19 protein-coding genes are annotated in these 18794 nt (G+C 33.6%); 15 read left to right on the top strand and 4 right to left on the bottom strand.

The window, feature by feature from the left end:
- Positions 1 to 25: 25 nt before the first annotated feature.
- The 3 genes from H3U97_RS01150 to tsaB all read left to right on the top strand — a co-directional run bounded on the left by H3U97_RS01150 (position 26) and on the right by tsaB (position 4054).
- Positions 26 to 1219 carry a glycosyltransferase family 9 protein gene (locus H3U97_RS01150; protein ID WP_198197656.1) on the top strand — a complete coding sequence of 398 codons (1194 nt, stop codon included), beginning with the start codon at positions 26 to 28 and terminating at the stop codon, positions 1217 to 1219.
- A gap of 229 nt (positions 1220 to 1448) precedes the next feature.
- Positions 1449 to 3377: an ATP-dependent DNA helicase gene (locus H3U97_RS11520; RefSeq protein ID WP_198197658.1), complete on the top strand. Its 1929-nt coding sequence runs from the start codon at positions 1449 to 1451 to the stop codon at positions 3375 to 3377.
- Positions 3374 to 4054 (top strand): tRNA (adenosine(37)-N6)-threonylcarbamoyltransferase complex dimerization subunit type 1 TsaB, encoded by a 681-nt coding sequence (gene tsaB, locus H3U97_RS01160; protein ID WP_198197660.1) that lies wholly within the window; start codon positions 3374 to 3376, stop codon positions 4052 to 4054. Before H3U97_RS11520 ends, tsaB begins: the two co-directional genes overlap by 4 nt.
- Before the next feature lie 52 nt (positions 4055 to 4106).
- Here the strand turns inward: tsaB and H3U97_RS01165 are convergent, their stop codons facing one another.
- Positions 4107 to 4373 (bottom strand): GrxA family glutaredoxin, encoded by a 267-nt coding sequence (locus H3U97_RS01165; RefSeq protein WP_065579308.1) that lies wholly within the window; start codon positions 4371 to 4373, stop codon positions 4107 to 4109.
- A 280-nt stretch (positions 4374 to 4653) separates the two neighbouring features.
- Between H3U97_RS01165 and H3U97_RS01170 the strand changes: the two genes are divergently transcribed.
- The 4 genes from H3U97_RS01170 (at position 4654) to H3U97_RS01185 (ending at position 7574) form a co-directional block, all read left to right on the top strand.
- A complete protein-coding gene (locus H3U97_RS01170; protein ID WP_198197662.1) occupies positions 4654 to 5346 on the top strand; it encodes a DUF2884 family protein in 693 nt (230 codons plus the stop codon).
- A gap of 70 nt (positions 5347 to 5416) precedes the next feature.
- Positions 5417 to 6268: a bifunctional methylenetetrahydrofolate dehydrogenase/methenyltetrahydrofolate cyclohydrolase FolD gene (gene folD, locus H3U97_RS01175; protein ID WP_086360404.1), complete on the top strand. Its 852-nt coding sequence runs from the start codon at positions 5417 to 5419 to the stop codon at positions 6266 to 6268.
- 69 nt (positions 6269 to 6337) lie between these two features.
- Positions 6338 to 6829: a peptidylprolyl isomerase B gene (gene ppiB, locus H3U97_RS01180; protein ID WP_198197664.1), complete on the top strand. Its 492-nt coding sequence runs from the start codon at positions 6338 to 6340 to the stop codon at positions 6827 to 6829.
- On the top strand, positions 6822 to 7574 hold the full coding sequence (locus H3U97_RS01185) for a UDP-2,3-diacylglucosamine diphosphatase (protein ID WP_110453209.1): 753 nt from the start codon (positions 6822 to 6824) through the stop codon (positions 7572 to 7574). The genes ppiB and H3U97_RS01185 overlap by 8 nt, the downstream gene beginning before the upstream one ends.
- Here the strand turns inward: H3U97_RS01185 and modC are convergent.
- From modC to modA, 3 genes are read right to left on the bottom strand one after another with little or no spacing between them, the layout of a single operon-like run.
- Positions 7553 to 8233 (bottom strand): molybdenum ABC transporter ATP-binding protein, encoded by a 681-nt coding sequence (gene modC / locus H3U97_RS01190; protein ID WP_198197666.1) that lies wholly within the window; start codon positions 8231 to 8233, stop codon positions 7553 to 7555. The two genes, H3U97_RS01185 and modC, sit on opposite strands and share 22 nt — an antisense overlap.
- A 6-nt stretch (positions 8234 to 8239) precedes the next feature.
- The gene (gene modB, locus H3U97_RS01195) at positions 8240 to 8929 is read right to left on the bottom strand and encodes a molybdate ABC transporter permease subunit (RefSeq protein WP_065613372.1); all 690 of its coding nucleotides are present in this window, start codon (positions 8927 to 8929) and stop codon (positions 8240 to 8242) included.
- A gap of 12 nt (positions 8930 to 8941) precedes the next feature.
- Positions 8942 to 9694, bottom strand: a complete 753-nt coding sequence (modA, locus tag H3U97_RS01200) for a molybdate ABC transporter substrate-binding protein (RefSeq protein ID WP_198197668.1) — start codon at positions 9692 to 9694, stop codon at positions 8942 to 8944.
- Positions 9695 to 9901: 207 nt separating this feature from the next.
- On the opposite strand from modA, the gene H3U97_RS01205 reads away from it, so the two are divergent.
- The 8 genes from H3U97_RS01205 (at position 9902) to glnK (ending at position 18775) form a co-directional block, all read left to right on the top strand.
- Positions 9902 to 10678, top strand: coding sequence for a TOBE domain-containing protein (locus tag H3U97_RS01205; protein ID WP_198197670.1), 777 nt, complete (start codon positions 9902 to 9904; stop codon positions 10676 to 10678).
- Between the two features lie 15 nt (positions 10679 to 10693).
- Positions 10694 to 12157, top strand: coding sequence for a molybdate ABC transporter ATP-binding protein ModF (modF, locus tag H3U97_RS01210; RefSeq protein ID WP_198197672.1), 1464 nt, complete (start codon positions 10694 to 10696; stop codon positions 12155 to 12157).
- A gap of 393 nt (positions 12158 to 12550) precedes the next feature.
- Positions 12551 to 14554, top strand: a complete 2004-nt coding sequence (gene uvrB, locus H3U97_RS01215; protein WP_198197673.1) for an excinuclease ABC subunit UvrB — start codon at positions 12551 to 12553, stop codon at positions 14552 to 14554.
- 24 nt (positions 14555 to 14578) lie between these two features.
- On the top strand, positions 14579 to 14929 hold the full coding sequence (locus H3U97_RS01220) for a RidA family protein (protein WP_065613362.1): 351 nt from the start codon (positions 14579 to 14581) through the stop codon (positions 14927 to 14929).
- Positions 14930 to 15130: 201 nt separating this feature from the next.
- Complete coding sequence (purE, locus tag H3U97_RS01225; RefSeq protein WP_198197675.1) at positions 15131 to 15631, top strand: 5-(carboxyamino)imidazole ribonucleotide mutase; 501 nt, start codon at positions 15131 to 15133, stop codon at positions 15629 to 15631.
- Positions 15632 to 15638: 7 nt separating this feature from the next.
- Positions 15639 to 16703 carry a 5-(carboxyamino)imidazole ribonucleotide synthase gene (gene purK, locus H3U97_RS01230; protein ID WP_198197761.1) on the top strand — a complete coding sequence of 355 codons (1065 nt, stop codon included), beginning with the start codon at positions 15639 to 15641 and terminating at the stop codon, positions 16701 to 16703.
- Between the two features lie 23 nt (positions 16704 to 16726).
- A complete protein-coding gene (gene dgt, locus H3U97_RS01235; RefSeq protein WP_198197678.1) occupies positions 16727 to 18211 on the top strand; it encodes a dGTPase in 1485 nt (494 codons plus the stop codon).
- Positions 18212 to 18436: 225 nt separating this feature from the next.
- Positions 18437 to 18775, top strand: coding sequence for a P-II family nitrogen regulator (gene glnK, locus H3U97_RS01240; RefSeq protein WP_110453216.1), 339 nt, complete (start codon positions 18437 to 18439; stop codon positions 18773 to 18775).
- Positions 18776 to 18794: the final 19 nt, after the last annotated feature.

The following is an 18794-nucleotide window of genomic DNA, read 5'->3' on the forward strand; positions in this document are numbered from 1 at the left end:
TTAAGTTTTATAGGAAATCTTCAGTATGAGTCGTATTATGTGGGAAATAAAATTTATTCGAAAAAAAATTAAATTATACATTTCAAATTTATTAAATCGAATTGTGATGTTTTCCTTTCCTAAAAGGAAAGAAAAGTTTAATCCTGAAAATATAAAATCAATTTTAATTGCACGTAATGACAAAATTGGTGATATGGTTGTAACTACATCGTTGATTAAAAATCTTGCTCTAGCCGGCTACGATGTCTATGTTTCATCTCAACAATCAAGTTTAGAAATCCTTAAGAAGAATCCTTATGTTAAAGGAACGTTTAGTTATAATGATTATTCATATAAAGATTTATTTGAGTCAATAAAGAAAATAAGGAAGTTTCATTTTGATCTTGTAATCGACACAAGACCCTTCTATTCTTTTGAAATGAAAAAAATTATTTTTTGTGCATTTACTAATTCGACCCATTTAATGGGGTTTAATAAAAGTAATGTGAAATCATATAATATTTCAATTCCTTATTATAACAATGATTCACATATTACCAATCAATTGAATAAAATATACGATTATATAAATATTCAAAACTATGATAAAAGCTATGATTTATATATTGCTGAAGATAATAAAAAGTATATTAATGAATTTATAACAAAATATAATATAGCTAAATTTGTAATTATTAATCCTTTTGGCGGAGCAAAAAAACGAGAATTATCTCAATGGCAAATGGAATATCTCGTTGAAATATTAAAAAAAATAAAGCCAGATCATACAATTGTTTTTATTGGTGAACAAAATAAACTTAAAAATATTGATCCAAATTTAGGATTAAAATTCCAATCAAACTCTATTTTAGATGTTATTGCTCTAATAAAAGAAGCGTCATATGTTGTAACGGTTGATACTTCCATTGTTCACATAACTTCAGCATTTGGTTTACCATGTTTAACAATTTATTCAGAATCAATATTATTTGAAAAAACAGATGATATTAATTTAACTATGCGGAAAAAGTGGAAGGAATACTATCGTAATGCATGTAATAATTTAGTTGATAAATCCTATTTAAAAAAGAATAATTTATTGGTTGAATTACCATATTGTTACGATCAGCTATGGTCTCCTAATAATCCAAATGCCAAACAAATTGTATTTTACAAATCTTTTTTAAGTAAAGTTGATAATGAAGAATTTAGTCAAAGGATATTATCTTGTATAAAATAGTATTACTATGAAATTATATTTATAATAAATAGGTAAAAATTTAATTCATAAACAAATGTAAATAATTATAGTGCTTTTTTATTATAAAAATGGTTAATTATCCAATTTAATGACTATTGTTTCATGCCAATTTTATGAGGGCGTTATATTTTACTAACGTTAATTATTTCTTTAACAAATTTTCTAAAGTATATAAATAGGGCTTATCTTTTGATTAGGTGTATTTTAAGTGATTGATGATTTTGCAGAAAATGGTTTACTTGCGACAGCTATTGATGGCTTTGTTGCAAGAACGCCACAAAAACAGATGGCAAACAAAGTCACTAAAGCAATACAAGCACAACAATCACTGGTGGTTGAAGCGGGAACCGGTACAGGTAAAACCTTTGCTTATTTAGTTCCAGCATTACGAAGTGAGAAGAAAGTCATCATTTCAACTGGCTCGAAAAATCTACAAGAACAGTTGTATAGTAAAGATTTGCCGATTATCAAAAAAGCTTTGAACTATACCGGTAAAATTTCACTTCTTAAAGGTCGAGCCAATTATCTTTGTTTAGAGCGTATGTATCACCAATATGCGGCAGCAGGCGATTTAGATAAGAATTTACGTACAGATCTTGTCCGCGTAAAAAATTGGTCGATTAAAACTAAAGACGGTGATATTAGTAAATGTACAACGGTAACCGAAGATAATCCAATTTGGCCAATTTTAACTAGCACTAACGATAATTGTTTAGGCAGTGAATGCGAGCACTATAATGATTGTTATGTGGTTAAAGCTCGTAAGCGAGCGTTAAATGCTGATATTGTTGTGGTCAATCATCATCTGTTTTTAGCTGATGTAGTGGTAAAAGATACTGGGTTTGGCGAACTGATTCCTAAAGCTGATGTAATGATATTCGATGAAGCTCATCAACTGCCAGACCTGGCATGCCACTATTTTGGGGAACAGTTAACCAGCCGACAATTGTTTGATTTAGCCAAAGAGATAAATTTAGCTTATCGAACCGAAGTCAAAGATATGTCTCAGTTACAGCAATGTGCTGATAAACTGCAAAAATGTACCCAAGATTTACGATTATTAATAAATCAGCAAAATAATAAAGGCAACCTGCGTTATCTATTTAATCAAGCTAACATTAAAAAAGAATTATCTTATTTATTTGATGCTCTTGATTTTTGCAAAGAAGTACTTTTATTAGCGATAGGGCGCTCTACCACGTTAGATAATTGTTTTGATCGTGTTAACCAGTATCAATTATTATTGAAGCGTCTAACAGAAACACATGTATCTGGTTTTAGTTATTGGTATGAGAGTTCATATAGTTCTTTTCTCTTTGCATTAACACCATTGTCGGTAGCTGATAAATTTGCAGAGTTATTAATCGAGCGCAAAGGAAGCTGGATCTTTACATCAGCAACCTTATCAGTCGATAATCAATTAGATTATTTCACCAAACGTTTAGGGTTAACTAATTCTGACTCATTGATTTTAGAAAGCCCTTTCGACTATAACAACCAGACAATATTGTGTGTGCCACGTTATATACCATCACCAAATGAGCAAGGTAATGCTGAAAAATTAGTTAATATTCTATTACCTGTTATTGAAGCTAACAAAGGACGCTGCTTTTTCCTCTGTACTTCATATGCCATGATGAATGCTTTAGCGACACAATTTCGAGAATTGACTAAATTACCTGTGTTAGTTCAAGGTGATACCAGTAAAGTAAAATTATTGGAGCAATTTATTCATAGTGGTAACGCTCTATTAATTGCAACTAGCAGTTTTTGGGAAGGAATCGATGTTAGAGGCGACACACTTTCTTGTGTTATTATAGATAAATTACCTTTTACTTCACCTGATGATCCTTTAATGAAAGCACGCATGGAGGATTGCCAAATGCAAGGTGGTGATGCCTTTAATGAAGTGCAATTACCTGAAGCTGTTATTACCCTAAAACAGGGGGTGGGGCGATTGATCCGTCATCATAATGATCGAGGAGCAATTATAATTTGTGATAATCGATTAGTGATGCGCCCTTATGGTGCAACGTTTATTAATAGTTTACCGCCATCACCAAGAACCCGAGATGTTAACAAGGTAATCGATTTTTTATTATCTAACGATGAACCTGATAATTTGGAAAACAAATGAGTACTATTTTAGCCATTGATACTTCAACAGAAGCTTGTTCCGTCGCATTATTCTATCAAAATGAAATCATTCATGATTTCATTATTTCAGAGCGAGATCACACCAAAAAAATCTTACCCATGGTGGATAAAATTTTGCATCAAGCTGGGTGTAGTCTTTCACAACTAGATGCTATTGCTTTTGCTCAAGGTCCTGGTAGCTTTACTGGAGTGCGAATAGGGATTGGAGTGGCTCAAGGTTTAGCGCTTGGTATTGATGTTCCAATGATAGCTGTATCGACATTGCAAACTTTAGCACAAGGTGCTTATAGAACTAAACGTGCAACTAAGGTTATTCCAGCAATAGATGCTAGAATGGGAGAAGTCTATTTAGGACAATACCATTATCAAGATCAACAATGGCAAGCGATCATTCCTGAATGTGTGATTAAACCTGAGGATGTGGTAACTAAAATCCAACATATTGATAATGATGATTATTCGGCTGGCACTGGTTGGCAAACTTATCCTAATATGTTAGCAATGATTAAATCAAGTGAAGTGTTATTACCTGAAGCACAAGATTTGGTGGTTATCGCCCAGCAAAAATGGTTAAGAAAGGAAGTGGTTAAAGTTGAAGATGTTGAGCCAACATATTTGCGCAATGAAGTTACATGGCAAAAATTACCAGGTCGATGACAGCAGATAAGCGATCGAAATGCGTTATCTGCTGTGAAATTAGGTTTACTGCTTATTCTTGAAATAATCCCAAATTAGCTTTGGCATAGGCTTCAAAGTCAGTACAACCACCAATTGGTTTTTCATCGATAAAAATTTGGGGTACGGTTTCGACCGGTTTACCAACACTTTTTGAAAGATCTTCTTTGGTAATACCTTCAGCATTGATATCAACGTAACGATATGAAAAGTCGTCTCGTTCTTGTGATAATTTTTCTGCTAACTCTTTAGCTCGCACACAATATGGACATCCTTGACGTCCGAAAATTACAGCATACATAGTTCACCTCTAATAGTTAAATTTAATTGTTGGATTAACTATACTTCAGTTTTAAATAAAAAAAAGTAGTTAAATCTAGTTGATATAATAGATTATACCTATTGACATTACGCTTGCAAAGTTAGCAAGGTATACGTTTTAATCATTTAGATACTTTATCGAGTATTTTGTCTGTTATGACAAAAAAATTTTGAGGAAAGGGGGTTTTAAGCCTCAAAAATAGTGCTAATTTGATATTACTCGCTATAATTTTAATTTCAACCATTAAATGGATGTCAGTATGTTAAAAAAAATGATATTTATTTTGTCATTAACTTTATCGATAGCTACTTTTGCAGCACAAAAAGAGTGCCCTGTAAAACCAAGTTACGATATTGTGATAAATAAAGACAGTATCCATATATATAATAAATCAAATGATTTATCTATTATGAATGATGGCCAGGTGATATTAAATAAAAAAATAATATCACCAAATCCATCATTGCGAAAAAAGCTTGATCAGTTTGAGAAAGGTTTACGCTCACAATTACCTCAACTAGAGCAGCAATCATTAAGCTTATTGTCTGAAGTGAAAGTCGCTTTTGATCAGGCAATCACCAAAAAGTTGAGTGATGATCGTGAACTGCATAGCGAGTTAAATAAATTATATAAAAGATTAGTGAAACTATTACATGGCTCTCTTATTAGCGAGAATGGCAGCACAAAATTTTATTATCAAAATTTTAATAAATTGAAAAAAGATGGGCATGATATTGGTGAACGTATTTTTTATAATGTTATTGGTGGTAGTATTTTAGATTTTAATTTGTTTAAAAACATAGCTGCGATTAAAGATATTTCGAAAAATGAATGGAAGGCTCAAAAACCAAAACTTAAAGCCTTTGATGCTCATATTTGCTCGGTTATTACGGATGTGGATCAACAATATCAACAGATTTTAACAGAACTTAATCAATCGGCCGACAAGTAAATAGACAATAATCAAAACTTTTGCGAAAATATCTTATCTACAATCATCAGGTAAAAGAAGTAATCAGCTTATGACAGCGAATATAATTGATGGCAAAGCGTTAGCATTGCAAATACGCAATGAAATTGCTCAAAAAGTAAAAAAACGTACTGAACAAGGTTTATCTGTTCCCGGTTTGGCTGTTATACAAGTTGGTTCGGATCCGGCCTCGAAGATTTATGTAAAAAATAAACAAAAAGCTTGTGATGATGTTGGTTTTGCTTCTTTTGCTTATGATTTTCAAGCGTCAACCACTGATGAATTATTAGCATTAATTGATGAATTGAACCAACGCTCCGATATTCACGGTATCTTAGTTCAATTGCCTTTACCGGATAATATTGATAAAACTAAAGTGCTAGAGCGTATCGATCCTCGTAAGGATGTCGATGGTTTTCATCCTTATAATATTGGTCATTTATTACAACGTGATCCAATACTACGACCATGTACACCATATGGTGTCGTTAAAATGTTGGAATCAACCGGTATTAATTTATCGGGGTTAAATGCAACAGTTGTTGGGGCGTCGAGTATTGTTGGTCGTCCTATGGCATTAGAGCTATTACTTTTAGGATGCACAACCACAATCACCCATAGTCGAACAGTGGATGTAGCAAAGCATGTCAGTAATGCAGATATTGTTGTGGCTGGTGTCGGTATACCTAATTATGTCAAAGGTGAATGGATAAAACCGGGTGCTATAGTGATTGATGTTGGTATTAACCGTTTGCCTGATGGGAAATTAGTTGGTGATGTGGAATTTGATGTTGCTAGCCAACGAGCCGGCTGGATTACACCGGTACCTGGTGGTGTTGGGCCGATGACGGTAGCAATGTTAATGAGTAATACATTAGATGCATGTGAAAGATTTAGTGAGTAAGCATATTAAAATATATTGCTCACCTTTTTAACAATTTTTACGTAATAGAATGAAATTAAGGAACATTTTATGATTATATTTCATACTTCATTAGGCGATATTAAGATTAATACTTTTGAAGACAAAGCTCCAGAAACAGTTAAAAATTTTGTTGAATATTGCCAAGAAGGTTTTTATAACAACACCATTTTCCATCGTGTCATTAATAATTTTATGATTCAAGGTGGTGGTTTTGAACCAGGTATGAAACAGAAAAAAACTAAAGCACCGATTAAGAACGAAGCTGATAATGGTTTAAAAAATAATCGTGGTACATTAGCCATGGCGCGTACCAGTGATCCTCATTCTGCAACAGCGCAATTTTTCATCAATGTCGTTGATAATGATTATTTAAATTATCGCTCATCAGATATCAATGGTTATGGTTATTGTGTTTTTGCCGAAGTTGTCGATGGTATGGATGTGGTTGATAAGATTAAAGCGGTTAAAACTGGCCGTAGTGGCATGCATTCTGATGTTCCTGTAGAAGATATCATAATTAAGAGTGTAATGGTTGAATAATCCGGTTCGCTTTTTTATTGCAGATATTCATCTTGCAGACAATCAGCCTGCTGTAGATCATTTTGATATAACAGCAGGTTTTTTATCTTTTCTTAAACAATTACCTAATCAATGTGAGCTTTATATACTTGGTGATTTGTTCGATTATTGGGTAGGTGATGATGTACAGTCAATACTACACAATCAAATCGCTGATGCCTTAAAAGAGCTCTCGTCACGCCATATTAAAAAATTCTTTGTACATGGCAACCGTGATTTTTTAATTGGTAAGCATTACGCTAAACGCTGTGAAATGACTTTGCTAGGCGATATTAATTGTTTGTTGAATCAAAATAAAAATATTGTATTTTTGCATGGTGATTTGCTTTGTATTGATGATCCTCAATATCAAAAATTCCGCAAAATCATGCATAAAAAATGGCTACAAAAAATATTTCTATTACTACCATTAAAAATACGTTTAAAAATTGCCACCAAATTACGTAAAGAGAGCAGCCAGCATAATCAAATCAAATCTGAAACTATTATGGATGTAAATCCAAAAGCTGTCATTGATATGATGATTGCCAATAACGCTAGTATTATGGTCCATGGACACACTCATAAACCTGCTACACATCATCTTTATATTAATGGCGAGCCAGCAACTAGAATTGTGTTAGGAGCTTGGCATGATGGCATTTCATATATAAAACAAGAAAAAAATAGCACCACTTTAGAACTTTATAACCACTCTTTCAAATAATCACTTTGTAGAATTTGTTCAGTATCACCATAGACTTGTAATTTCCCTTGCTCTAAAACTGCTACTTGTTGTGCAATGCGTTTAACTTCATTGATATTGTGCGTTACATAAACAATAGGGATATTTAGATCATTTACTAGTTTATCAATATAGCTTAATAGCTCTTTTTTACGGGGCATATCTAAAGCTGAGAGTGGTTCATCCATTAGTAATAATTTTGGTTCTGCTAATAGCGCTCGACCAATGGCAACACGTTGTTTCTCACCACCCGATAACATTGCTGGATAACGATTGAGAAGTGAATCAATATTGAGCACCGAAACTATTTCGTCAAATTTTTCTGTATTCAATGATTTTGCACCATAAGTTAAGTTTTTTATTACTTTATAATGGGGAAAAAGCAATGCATCTTGAAAAACAGTACCAATTTGTCTTTTTTCTGGTGGAGTAAAAATTCCTTTTTCAGTATCAACCAAAGTAGTTTGATTTAGTTTAATATAACCGATATCTGGTTTAATCAAACCATTAATAAGGTTAATCAGAGTTGATTTTCCTGAACCGGAGACACCTAAAATTGCCGTCACGCCATGACAGTGAATTTCATGTTTAAACTGGAAAACAAACGAGGCGAGTTTTTTGCTCACATTGATATTTAACATGACGAACTATCCTGTTAACTTCTTTTTATGCCAACGATTAAGCATTTCTGATAAAAATAAAGCAATTAATGATAATAGTATCGAAACAATGCAAAGCCGTAATGCACCGGATTCGCCATCAGGAATCTGTAATAAAGTATACATAGCTAAAGGAATAGTACGGGTTTCACCTTGAATATTTGAAACGAAGGTAATTGTTGCTCCAAATTCACCTAAACAACGCGCGAAACCAAGTACGGTTCCCATTAAAATGCCTGGAAATGCTAATGGTAATGTAATGGTCATAAAAACACGAAATGGTTTAGCACCGAGGGTTCTTGCGACTTTTTCTAATCTTGAATCAATTGATTCAATCGCTAATCGAATCGATCTGACCATAAGAGGGAATGCCACCACAGCAGAGGCTAAGGCAGCACCTTGCCAATTAAAACTGAAACTGAGATGGAAATAGTTATTTAACCATTCGCCAATAATACCATGACGTCCCATCGTTAAAAGTAGTAGATAGCCTAAAACAACAGGCGGTAAAACTAATGGAAGATGAACAATACTATCAAACAATGATTTACCTATGAATTGACATCTTGCTAAAATCCAAGCAGTTAATATCCCTAGTGGTAGGCTAAAGATTATTGCTGCTCCAGCTATTTTTAAGCTTAGCAGCAATGTTTGCCATTCAAATTCAGTTAATATCATCTTTTCAAAATACTAATTAATTAAAAAACCATATTTTTGGAAAATATTTTGTGCTGTTGGTGAATTTAAATATTGATAAAAATCTTTCGCTTCAGGTTTCAATAATGTTATTGGATATTCAATAGCTTTGAATGTATCGGCAGGAAAACTACCAACGATCTTCACTTTATCACTTACTTTTGCATCAGTGCTATACACAATCCCTAATGCAGCTTCATTGCGTTCAACTAACATTAACGCATCACGAACATTACTTGCTGGAGCCATTTGTGGTAACAATTTATCAAATACGCCTAAATTAGTTAAAGACTCTTTAGCGTAAAGTCCGGCAGGGACATGGTCAGGATCACCTACGGCTAATCTTTCGCCTTTGGGTAAAATTGTTTGCCAATTAGTCTCTGTATTGATATCTACTTTGTCTAATTTAGATTGTTTTGGCGCTATTAAAACTAAGCCGTTTTTTAACAAATTTTGTTTTTCTGTTGTAATTTTATGTTCAATAAGATAATTCATCCATTTTTGATCTGCTGACATAAATATATCTGCTGGAGCACCTTGTTCAATTTGTTTAGCTAATACAGAAGAAGAAGCAAAGGAAAATACGATTTCGGTATCTTTATGCTCTTTTTTATAACTAGTTGCGATATCTTGCATTGCATTAGTCAGCGATGCTGCGGCAAATACTGTGATTTTTTGACTGGCTGTTGCAGATAAACTCAAAAATAAAGCTGTTAATATTATTATTAATCCAGTGATTTTTTTCATATTATCCCTTATTTTCGTTATATAAAATAATGCATAACGATGCTATCAAACTTTATCGATAATGTACAATTAATCTTTACTTGTTAGCGAAATTTTATTGTTCATAAAGAGATATGATTACAATTTTTGGTGGAAAATAAAAAACGTCTACAATAGAATAACTTTACCATTAATAATGGTTTATTTAATCTAATAAGGCACGAAGTAATGTTGTCAGCAGAAATTTTATTAACTTTAAACTTAAATCAGCAATTATTTACTGATCCACGGCGAATTGCCCTACTAAAAGCGATAGAGCAAACAGGCTCATTAAGTCAAGCGGCCAAACAAATCGGTATAAGTTATAAAACTGCATGGGATGCGATTAATGAAATCAATAAGTTGGCTCCAACCCCTTTTTTGATTACCGCTACAGGAGGAAAAAATGGTGGAGGTACCAAACTTAGTGCTTACGCTGTAAGATTTATACAACTTTACGATCTATTAACTCAGCTACAATATAATGCATTTAATATTTTAAATGATGACAATATTGCGCTGGATGATATTTTAAAAATCACAGCTAGATTATCATTGCAAACCAGTGCTCGTAATCAAATTTATGGTAGTGTTGCAAGTATTGAAACCAATAATATTGCCGGATTTGTAAAGATTAAATTAAATGATAATCAAACGGAACTAAAAGCTTATATAACTCAGCAAAGTATTGAACGTTTAAAAATAGATGTTAATAAAACCGTGCTTTTACTTATTAAAGCGCCTTTGATTGAATTGAATAATTTAAATGAAAATCAATTAACGGTTCAAGTTGAAAAAATAGTCACTGATGGTCAGTTATCTGAAATTTCATTTTCACTGCCATCAGGTATGATACTTTACGCAAGCAAGTTAACCAGTGAAGTTAATCATGTAAAGTTAATTGAAGGTCAGCAAACAACCATATCTATCGATCCTCAACATATTATCATTGCTACATTAGTTTAGTCATTTGAGGTATTTATGTTACAAATTGAAAATACTATATATAAAATTAGTGATTTCCGTGTTTTTACTATCGAGTCTTTGACGATTAATGCTGGCGATATTGTTGCTTTTGTCGGCCGAAATGGATCGGGTAAGTCAGTATTAGCTAAAGCGTTAGCTGGTGATCAAACAGTATTATCAGGGAAAGTAATTAATCATTTTAAATCTATCGCGCACATCTCCTTTGAGCACTTACAAAAAATAATCGATGATGAATGGAAACGAAATAATACTGACATGCTAAGTGATAAAGAAGATGATACTGGATTAACTACGGCAGAGATTATTCAAGAGTATAATCAAGACCAAGCGCTTTGTGAAAATTTAGCATTACAATTTGGTATAGCAGATCTTTTAAATCGTCGTTTTAAATATCTTTCCACCGGAGAAACTCGTAAAACCTTAATTTGTCGCACATTAATGAGTAAACCTGAACTATTAATTTTAGATGAGCCATTTGATGGTTTAGATGTTGCATCTCGAGCTAATTTAGCTGAAACACTCAGCCAACTATCAAAACAAAATATTACTATTGTAATGGTATTAAATCGTTTTAATGAGATTCCGCCATTTGTTAAATATATTGGATTACTGGCTAATTGTCAGCTATTGAAATATGGTACAAAAGACACCATATTAAATGACGTAGCGGTGAAACAACTTACTAATTTAGAACATTTATCTAATTTTACTTTACCAGAGCCTGATGAAGTTTCTGTTCCATTACCCAACGATTTAGATCGGATTATTTTAAATAATGGTTATGTTCAATATGATGGTAAAGCAATTATTAATGGATTAAATTGGTTAGTAAAAGCTAATGAAAATTGGCAAATAGTTGGGCCAAATGGGGCAGGAAAATCGACATTATTGAGTCTAATAACGGGTGATCATCCTCAGGGATATAGTAACGATTTGACACTATTTGGACATAAGCGAGGCTCTGGTGAAACAATATGGGACATTAAACGCCATATTGGTTACGTCAGTAGTAGTTTTCATCTTGATTATCGAGTTAGCTTGAGTGTAGAAAATGTATTGATATCAGGTTACTTTGATTCAATTGGCGTATATCAAACAGCTAGTGATAAACAATTAAAATTAGTTAAACAGTGGTTGCAATTATTAGATTTAACCGAATTAGCTGAGAAACCATTTCAATCACTTTCATGGGGGCAGCAACGTTTAGTCCTAATTGCTAGGGCTTTAGTTAAACACCCAACGCTACTGATTCTAGACGAACCATTACAGGGACTTGATTATTTGAATCGTGAATTGGTCAAAAATTGGATTGATAATTTAATTGATAAAGGTAATACACAATTATTGTTTGTTTCGCATCATGTAGAAGATGCGCCAAAATGCATCACTCATCGATTAACTTTTGTGCCTAATGAGACTGTTGGCTATCAATATAAAATAGAAGGTATTAAAAAATAGTTTAGATAAAAGCTATTAAATTAAGTTTTAAAAATAGGAATAATCAATAAAAAAAGTTTTTTAAATAGCTCAAAATTTAGTCAAAATTTGGAAAAAAGTTTATATTGATTATACTTAGCAAGTTATCCCCTATGCCTGTGGATAAGTCTGTGAATAGTTGATTGAAAAGTGTGTTAACCTCAATGTTCATCAGGTTTTTATTTGATTTGATTACAACTTAATCATGATTTTGAATATTTATATATATCAATTGGTTATCATAAATCAAGGGTTGTTTGTTAAGGCGGCTTTACATTCTTTTAGCTTAACTGAACAAAAAATATAACATTTCTAAAGGTCAAGTGTTTTTTGGGGATAATTTTTATTAATAGGTAAAATTTTAGGTTGCGAGTAATGAGAAAATTTAAATTATGTTCTGATTTTAAACCTGCTGGCGATCAGCCAGCGGCAATTGATCGGATAAATCAAAATCTTGATGATGGGATTGCGCATCAAACATTATTAGGTGTTACAGGTTCAGGTAAAACATTTACTATGGCCAATGTCATTGCCAAGCATAATCGTCCAACTATTATTTTAGCACCTAATAAAACTTTGGCGGCGCAGTTATATGGTGAAATGAAAGCATTCTTTCCAGATAATGCTGTTGAATATTTTGTGTCTTATTATGATTATTATCAACCAGAATCATATGTGCCTTCTACAGACACATTTATTGAGAAAGATGCCTCAATTAACGAGCATATCGAGCAAATGCGTTTATCGGCTACTAAATCGTTATTAGAACGCCGTGATGTAGTGATTGTGGCTTCAGTGTCTGCTATATATGGATTAGGCGCGCCTGAAACTTATATGTCCATGATTTTACATTTGGCAAGAGGTACCATCACTGATCAGCGTTCAATCTTAACGCGTTTAGCTGAATTACAATATACCCGTAATGAAATTGGTTTTAGTCGTGGTACGTTTCGGGTACGAGGTGATGTTATTGATATATTTCCTGCTGATTCTGATGAACTAGCTGTACGTGTTGAGCTTTTTGATGACGAAGTTGAACGGATAGTTATGTTTGATCCATTAACTGGTAATGCGATTAATGAAGTACCTCGTATTACTATTTATCCCAAAACGCACTATGTAACCCCAAGAAATATTATGGATAATGCGATTGCTGAAATAAAGCAAGAGCTTCAAGAACGCCAAAAAGTTTTGTTGGATAATAATCGACTTTTAGAAGAACAACGATTAACTCAGCGGACGCTATTTGATATAGAGATGATGACTGAACTTGGTTACTGTTCTGGAATCGAAAATTATTCCCGATATTTGGCTCAACGTAAAGCAGGAGATCCACCCGCAACATTATTTGATTATTTGCCGGCTGACGGCTTATTATTTATTGATGAATCTCATGTGGCAATTCCGCAATTGGGGGCGATGTATAATGGTGATAGATCACGGAAACTTAATTTAGTTGAATACGGTTTTCGTTTACCATCAGCATTAGATAATCGACCGCTAAAATTTTCAGAATTTGAAAACATAATGCCACAAACAATTTATGTTTCAGCAACACCAGCTAAATATGAAATTGAAAAATCGAGTGGAGAAATTATCGAGCAGGTTGTTAGACCTACAGGTTTATTAGATCCGATTATTGAAGTTAGACCGGTTGCTACTCAAGTTGATGATCTATTATCTGAAATTAAAGTGAGAATAAATCAAGATGAGCGAGTATTAGTCACTACTTTAACTAAACGTATGGCTGAAAACTTAACTGATTATTTATCTGAACATAATGTTAATGTTAAATATTTGCATTCGGATATTAATACTGTTGAAAGAATGGAAATTATACGCGATCTTCGTCTTGGTAAGGTTGATGTGTTAGTCGGTATCAACTTATTACGAGAAGGATTAGATATCCCCGAAGTATCATTAATTGCAATTTTAGATGCTGATCGCGAAGGTTTTTTGCGTTCAGAAAGTTCATTAATCCAAACGGTTGGTCGTGCAGCTCGAAACGTGAATGGTAAAGCGATTTTATACGCCGACAAAATCACACCTGCTATGCAGAAAACGATCGATGAAACAGCGCGCCGTCGTAAAAAACAGGAAGATTTTAATGAAGCTCATGGTATTACGCCAAAATCAGTACGTAAAGAAATTAAGGATGTTTTAGATGCTGGTTTAAGCACGAAAAAAGCTACGGCTAAAGTACAAGCTTTTGAACCTGGTGGACAGTATAATTATGTTTCGGTCAAAGAAGTTCAAGCAAGAGTCAAAGAACTTGAAGCCATGATGTATGAAGCTGCCCAAAATCTAGAATTTGAAAAAGCAGGTGTTTTACGTGATGAGATCAAAAAATTACGAGCTGATTTCATCAAAGTATCTTAATAAAAAGTTTTTAAGGAAAATATAATGACAATTACTCGTATAGATCCCGAAGATAGATGGTCGGAAGCGGTGATCCATAATAATGTGATCTATTATACAAGTGTGCCAACAGATTTACGTGATGATGCTTATACGCAAACCCAAAGTGCCTTAGCTGAAATAGATAAAATTTTAGCAAGAGCAAATAGTGATAAAAGTCGTATTTTAGATGCGACCCTTTTTTTGGTAAATAAAAGTGATTTCCCTGCCATGAATAAAGCGTGGGATGAATGGGTAGCAAAAGGGAAAGCTCCAGTTCGTTGTACTGTTCAGGCAGGATTAATGAAAAAAGAGTATTTGGTTGAAATTAAAATCGTTGCAGCCGTTAATCCATAAATTTATATGATTATCCGCCATATATTGGCGGATTTAATAACGTTATATTATGAGATTAACTGTTTTATTTATATATTAGCTTAAATTGTCCGAATATACAGTTTAACTTATTGATAAGAAGTCATACTTCTTGCTATCCCATTTATCAAATTTTAGTGTATACTTTCGACACTTAATATTTACATCTCCTTATAATCATCTATGCATACTCAACCAAAAATTGCCATTGTGATGGGTTCGAAAAGTGATTGGGCTACTATGCAGCATGCTGCTGATATTTTAGATACTTTAGCCATTACTTATCATATTGAAATTGTTTCTGCTCACCGTACTCCAGATAAATTATTCGAATTTGCTGAACATGCTAAAACAAAAGGTTTTGATGTCATCATAGCTGGTGCTGGTGGTGCAGCTCATCTACCTGGTATGTTAGCGGCAAAAACCTTAGTTCCTGTTTTAGGTGTGCCAGTTCAAAGTGCTGCATTAAGTGGTGTGGATAGTCTTTATTCTATTGTACAAATGCCAAAAGGCATTCCTGTAGGAACTTTAGCTATTGGTAAAGCTGGAGCCACAAACGCAGCCTTATTAGCTGCGCAAATTCTAGCATTACATAACCAAGAAATTTATCAACGTTTATCGAATTGGCGATTAAGTCAAACTGATGAAGTTTTAAGTAATCCTGATCCGAGAGTAGCGATATAATATGACAATTCGATCTGTTTGTGTGTTAGGGAATGGCCAGTTAGGGCGTATGCTTCGACAGGCAGGTGAACCATTAGGTATTCATGTTTATCCTGTAGGACTAGATGTTGAACCTGCATCGATCCCTTATCAAGATTCTGTTGTTACTGCTGAAATTGAACGTTGGCCTGAAACCCAATTTACGCAAATTTTAGCTAGTCATCCTCAGTTTGTTAATCGAGATGTATTTCCTATTATTGCTGACCGTTTAACTCAAAAACAGTTACTTGATGAACTGAACTTACCAACAGCTAAATGGTTTGCTGTTAATAATCAGCATGATTGGCCGAATTTTTATGAAAAATTAGGTGATTTACTAATTGTTAAGCGTCGAACCGGTGGTTATGATGGTCGTGGGCAATGGCGACTTTCTGTCGATGATGACATCACTGTGCCAAATGACGTTTATGAAAATGCTATTGTTGAACAAGCGATTCCTTTTGAAAAAGAGCTGTCGCTGGTTGGGGCTCGAAATGCAAAAGGGGAAACAGTTTTTTATCCTTTGACTAATAATTTGCATCAAGATGGCATATTAAAAATGAGTGTTGCTATCCCATGTGAAAATGAGACATTACAGGCAAGCGCTGAGCAGATGCTAGCAAAGATTATGCATAAGCTTAATTATATCGGCGTTATGGCAATGGAATGTTTTGTCATTGGTGATAGCTTATTAATTAACGAATTGGCTCCAAGGGTACATAATAGTGGTCATTGGACGCAAAACGGTGCTTCTATTAGTCAGTTTGAATTACATTTACGGGCTATTTTAGATTTACCGTTACCTAAGCCAGATGTTTTTTGTCCATCAGTGATGGTGAATTTAATTGGTACCGAATTCAACATTAATTGGTTAGCGGTAGATTTAGTTCATTTGCATTGGTATGAAAAAGAAGTAAGAGTAGGGCGTAAAGTTGGTCATATCAATTTAAGCCATCAACATCGTCAAAAATTGATCGACGCTTTAAATCAACTTGCTTCTATGTTACCAGCAGAATATGGTTCACCAATCAAGTGGGCAAAACAGAAACTGTAGCTGATTGAACCGCGGGTTGCGATATGATCGATTTTAATAAAAAAATTAATTATCAACGATATGCTAGTAAACAACGTCAAGCATCTGATGAATATTCTGTCTTGCGTTTTTTTGAAAGTGATCGGGGGCGCATTCTTAATTCAGCAGCGATACGGCGTTTACAGCAAAAAACACAAGTATTTCCTTTAGAGCGTAATTCTGTTGTGCGAACTCGGCTTACTCATTCAATGGAAGTACAACAAGTTGGTCGTTATATCGTCAAGGAGATTGTTAATCGTCTTAGTCTCTCTGGAAAATTAAAGACGTTTGGCCTAGATAAATCAGTCATGTCGGTAGAAAGCTTAGTTGAAATGGCTTGTTTAATGCATGATATTGGTAATCCACCATTCGGCCATTTTGGTGAAGCAGCGATCAATCAGTGGTTTACTGCGCGTTTGGGGATTGATAAAGATTCAAGCTATCCAATACTTAATATTAATGAGACCGATGCACAATCACTCAAATCATTAAAATTAAAAATTCGCCAAGATCTTGCAAACTTTGAAGGTAATGCTCAAGCAATTCGATTGGTGCATACTATTCTACGACTTAACTTAACTTATTCACAAATCGCTTCAATTCTAAAATATTCTAAGCCAGCTTATTGGTCTGATGATATTCCAGATGAATTCAGTTATTTAATGAAAAAACCTGGATATTATCTGTCTGAAGAATCTTTTGTTAATGAATTATCACAGCAACTGGATATTCAACCATTTCATCGCTATCCACTTACTTATATTATGGAAGCGGCTGATGATATTTCCTACTGTATTGCCGATCTGGAAGATGCAGTAGAAAAGAAAATATTAACGGTACAACAGCTTTACCACTATTTAAAAGAAGCATGGGGACCTGTTAAAAAAGGTGATTTATTTGATGAAGTTGTTAATAAACCTTATGACAATTTGAAAAAAAATGAATTTGAAGCGATAGGCATTGACCAATTCTTTATGTATTTACGGGTAAATACTATTGCTAAATTGGTACCTCATGCGGCAGAACGATTCATTGAAAATATTGAAACAATCTATCATGGTTCATTTAATCACGCTTTACTTGAAGATCATGAAGCTGAATATAAATTACTGAATATATTTAAAACAGTTGGATTTGAACATATCTTTAATCATGAGATGGTTGAAAATATTGAATTACAGGGTTATCGAATAATCACTGGTTTATTAGATATTTATAGTCCACTGCTAAATATGGCAACAGATGATTTTATTAACTTAGCCAAAACAAGTAATCATAAAAACTATCCTATCGAAACAAGGTTATATCATAAATTATCGGCAAAACATTGTGTCGCTTATCAACAAGCTATTGCATTATTGAACAAAGAGCATTCTAGCTTTAAATGTTGGGAATTCTATTATCGTTGCCGGTTAATTCAAGACTATATTAGTGGTATGACTGATCATTTTGCTTATGACGAATATCGCAAACTAATGGTAACATTCTGATTATTAATATCTATCGGCACCAAAAATAGGCATAAGCACCAAATTGGTGCGCTAGAAAGCTTATTTTTATCTTTAAAAACCCCTTTCCTCAAAATTTTTTACTTAACAATAATTACCAATCAGTTTTAAAAATAGCAAATATTTCAATGGTTAATCATTCTATACTAATTTTGGCATGTTCCTTGCATTAACTTAAATAACATTAATAGTAATAAGGAGTAATGGATGAAATTTGTCACCGTAGTTATAAAACCTTTCAAATTAGAAGAGGTCAGAGAATCACTATCCAATATTGGAATTACTGGTTTAACCGTAACGGAGGTTAAGGGATTTGGGCGACAAAAAGGTCATGCCGAGCTGTACCGTGGGGCAGAATATAATGTCAACTTTCTACCTAAAGTTAAAATTGAGCTCGCAATTAGTGATGATTTGCTTGATGAGGTAATTAGTACCATTACTAAAGCGGCTTATACGGGAAAAATAGGGGATGGGAAAATTTTTGTTACTCCGCTAGAACATGTCGTTCGTATTCGTACCGGTGAAACCGATGAATCAGCACTGTAATTATCAATAAGGATATCAT

The organism is Gilliamella sp. W8128 (assembly GCF_016100545.1).
In the GTDB taxonomy this organism is placed as follows: domain Bacteria; phylum Pseudomonadota; class Gammaproteobacteria; order Enterobacterales; family Orbaceae; genus Gilliamella; species Gilliamella apis.

What these genes read in the sequence shown, in the direction of transcription:
- H3U97_RS01150 (WP_198197656.1), top strand. Translation starts at nt 26, where the DNA reads ATGAGTCGTATTATGTGGGAAATAAAATTTATTCGAAAAAAAATTAAA.
- tsaB (WP_198197660.1), top strand. Translation starts at nt 3,374, where the DNA reads ATGAGTACTATTTTAGCCATTGATACTTCAACAGAAGCTTGTTCCGTC.
- H3U97_RS01165 (WP_065579308.1), bottom strand. Translation starts at nt 4,373, where the DNA reads ATGTATGCTGTAATTTTCGGACGTCAAGGATGTCCATATTGTGTGCGA.
- H3U97_RS01170 (WP_198197662.1), top strand. Translation starts at nt 4,654, where the DNA reads ATGTTAAAAAAAATGATATTTATTTTGTCATTAACTTTATCGATAGCT.
- folD (WP_086360404.1), top strand. Translation starts at nt 5,417, where the DNA reads ATGACAGCGAATATAATTGATGGCAAAGCGTTAGCATTGCAAATACGC.
- ppiB (WP_198197664.1), top strand. Translation starts at nt 6,338, where the DNA reads ATGATTATATTTCATACTTCATTAGGCGATATTAAGATTAATACTTTT.
- modC (WP_198197666.1), bottom strand. Translation starts at nt 8,233, where the DNA reads ATGTTAAATATCAATGTGAGCAAAAAACTCGCCTCGTTTGTTTTCCAG.
- modB (WP_065613372.1), bottom strand. Translation starts at nt 8,929, where the DNA reads ATGATATTAACTGAATTTGAATGGCAAACATTGCTGCTAAGCTTAAAA.
- modA (WP_198197668.1), bottom strand. Translation starts at nt 9,694, where the DNA reads ATGAAAAAAATCACTGGATTAATAATAATATTAACAGCTTTATTTTTG.
- H3U97_RS01205 (WP_198197670.1), top strand. Translation starts at nt 9,902, where the DNA reads ATGTTGTCAGCAGAAATTTTATTAACTTTAAACTTAAATCAGCAATTA.
- modF (WP_198197672.1), top strand. Translation starts at nt 10,694, where the DNA reads ATGTTACAAATTGAAAATACTATATATAAAATTAGTGATTTCCGTGTT.
- uvrB (WP_198197673.1), top strand. Translation starts at nt 12,551, where the DNA reads ATGAGAAAATTTAAATTATGTTCTGATTTTAAACCTGCTGGCGATCAG.
- H3U97_RS01220 (WP_065613362.1), top strand. Translation starts at nt 14,579, where the DNA reads ATGACAATTACTCGTATAGATCCCGAAGATAGATGGTCGGAAGCGGTG.
- purE (WP_198197675.1), top strand. Translation starts at nt 15,131, where the DNA reads ATGCATACTCAACCAAAAATTGCCATTGTGATGGGTTCGAAAAGTGAT.
- dgt (WP_198197678.1), top strand. Translation starts at nt 16,727, where the DNA reads ATGATCGATTTTAATAAAAAAATTAATTATCAACGATATGCTAGTAAA.
- glnK (WP_110453216.1), top strand. Translation starts at nt 18,437, where the DNA reads ATGAAATTTGTCACCGTAGTTATAAAACCTTTCAAATTAGAAGAGGTC.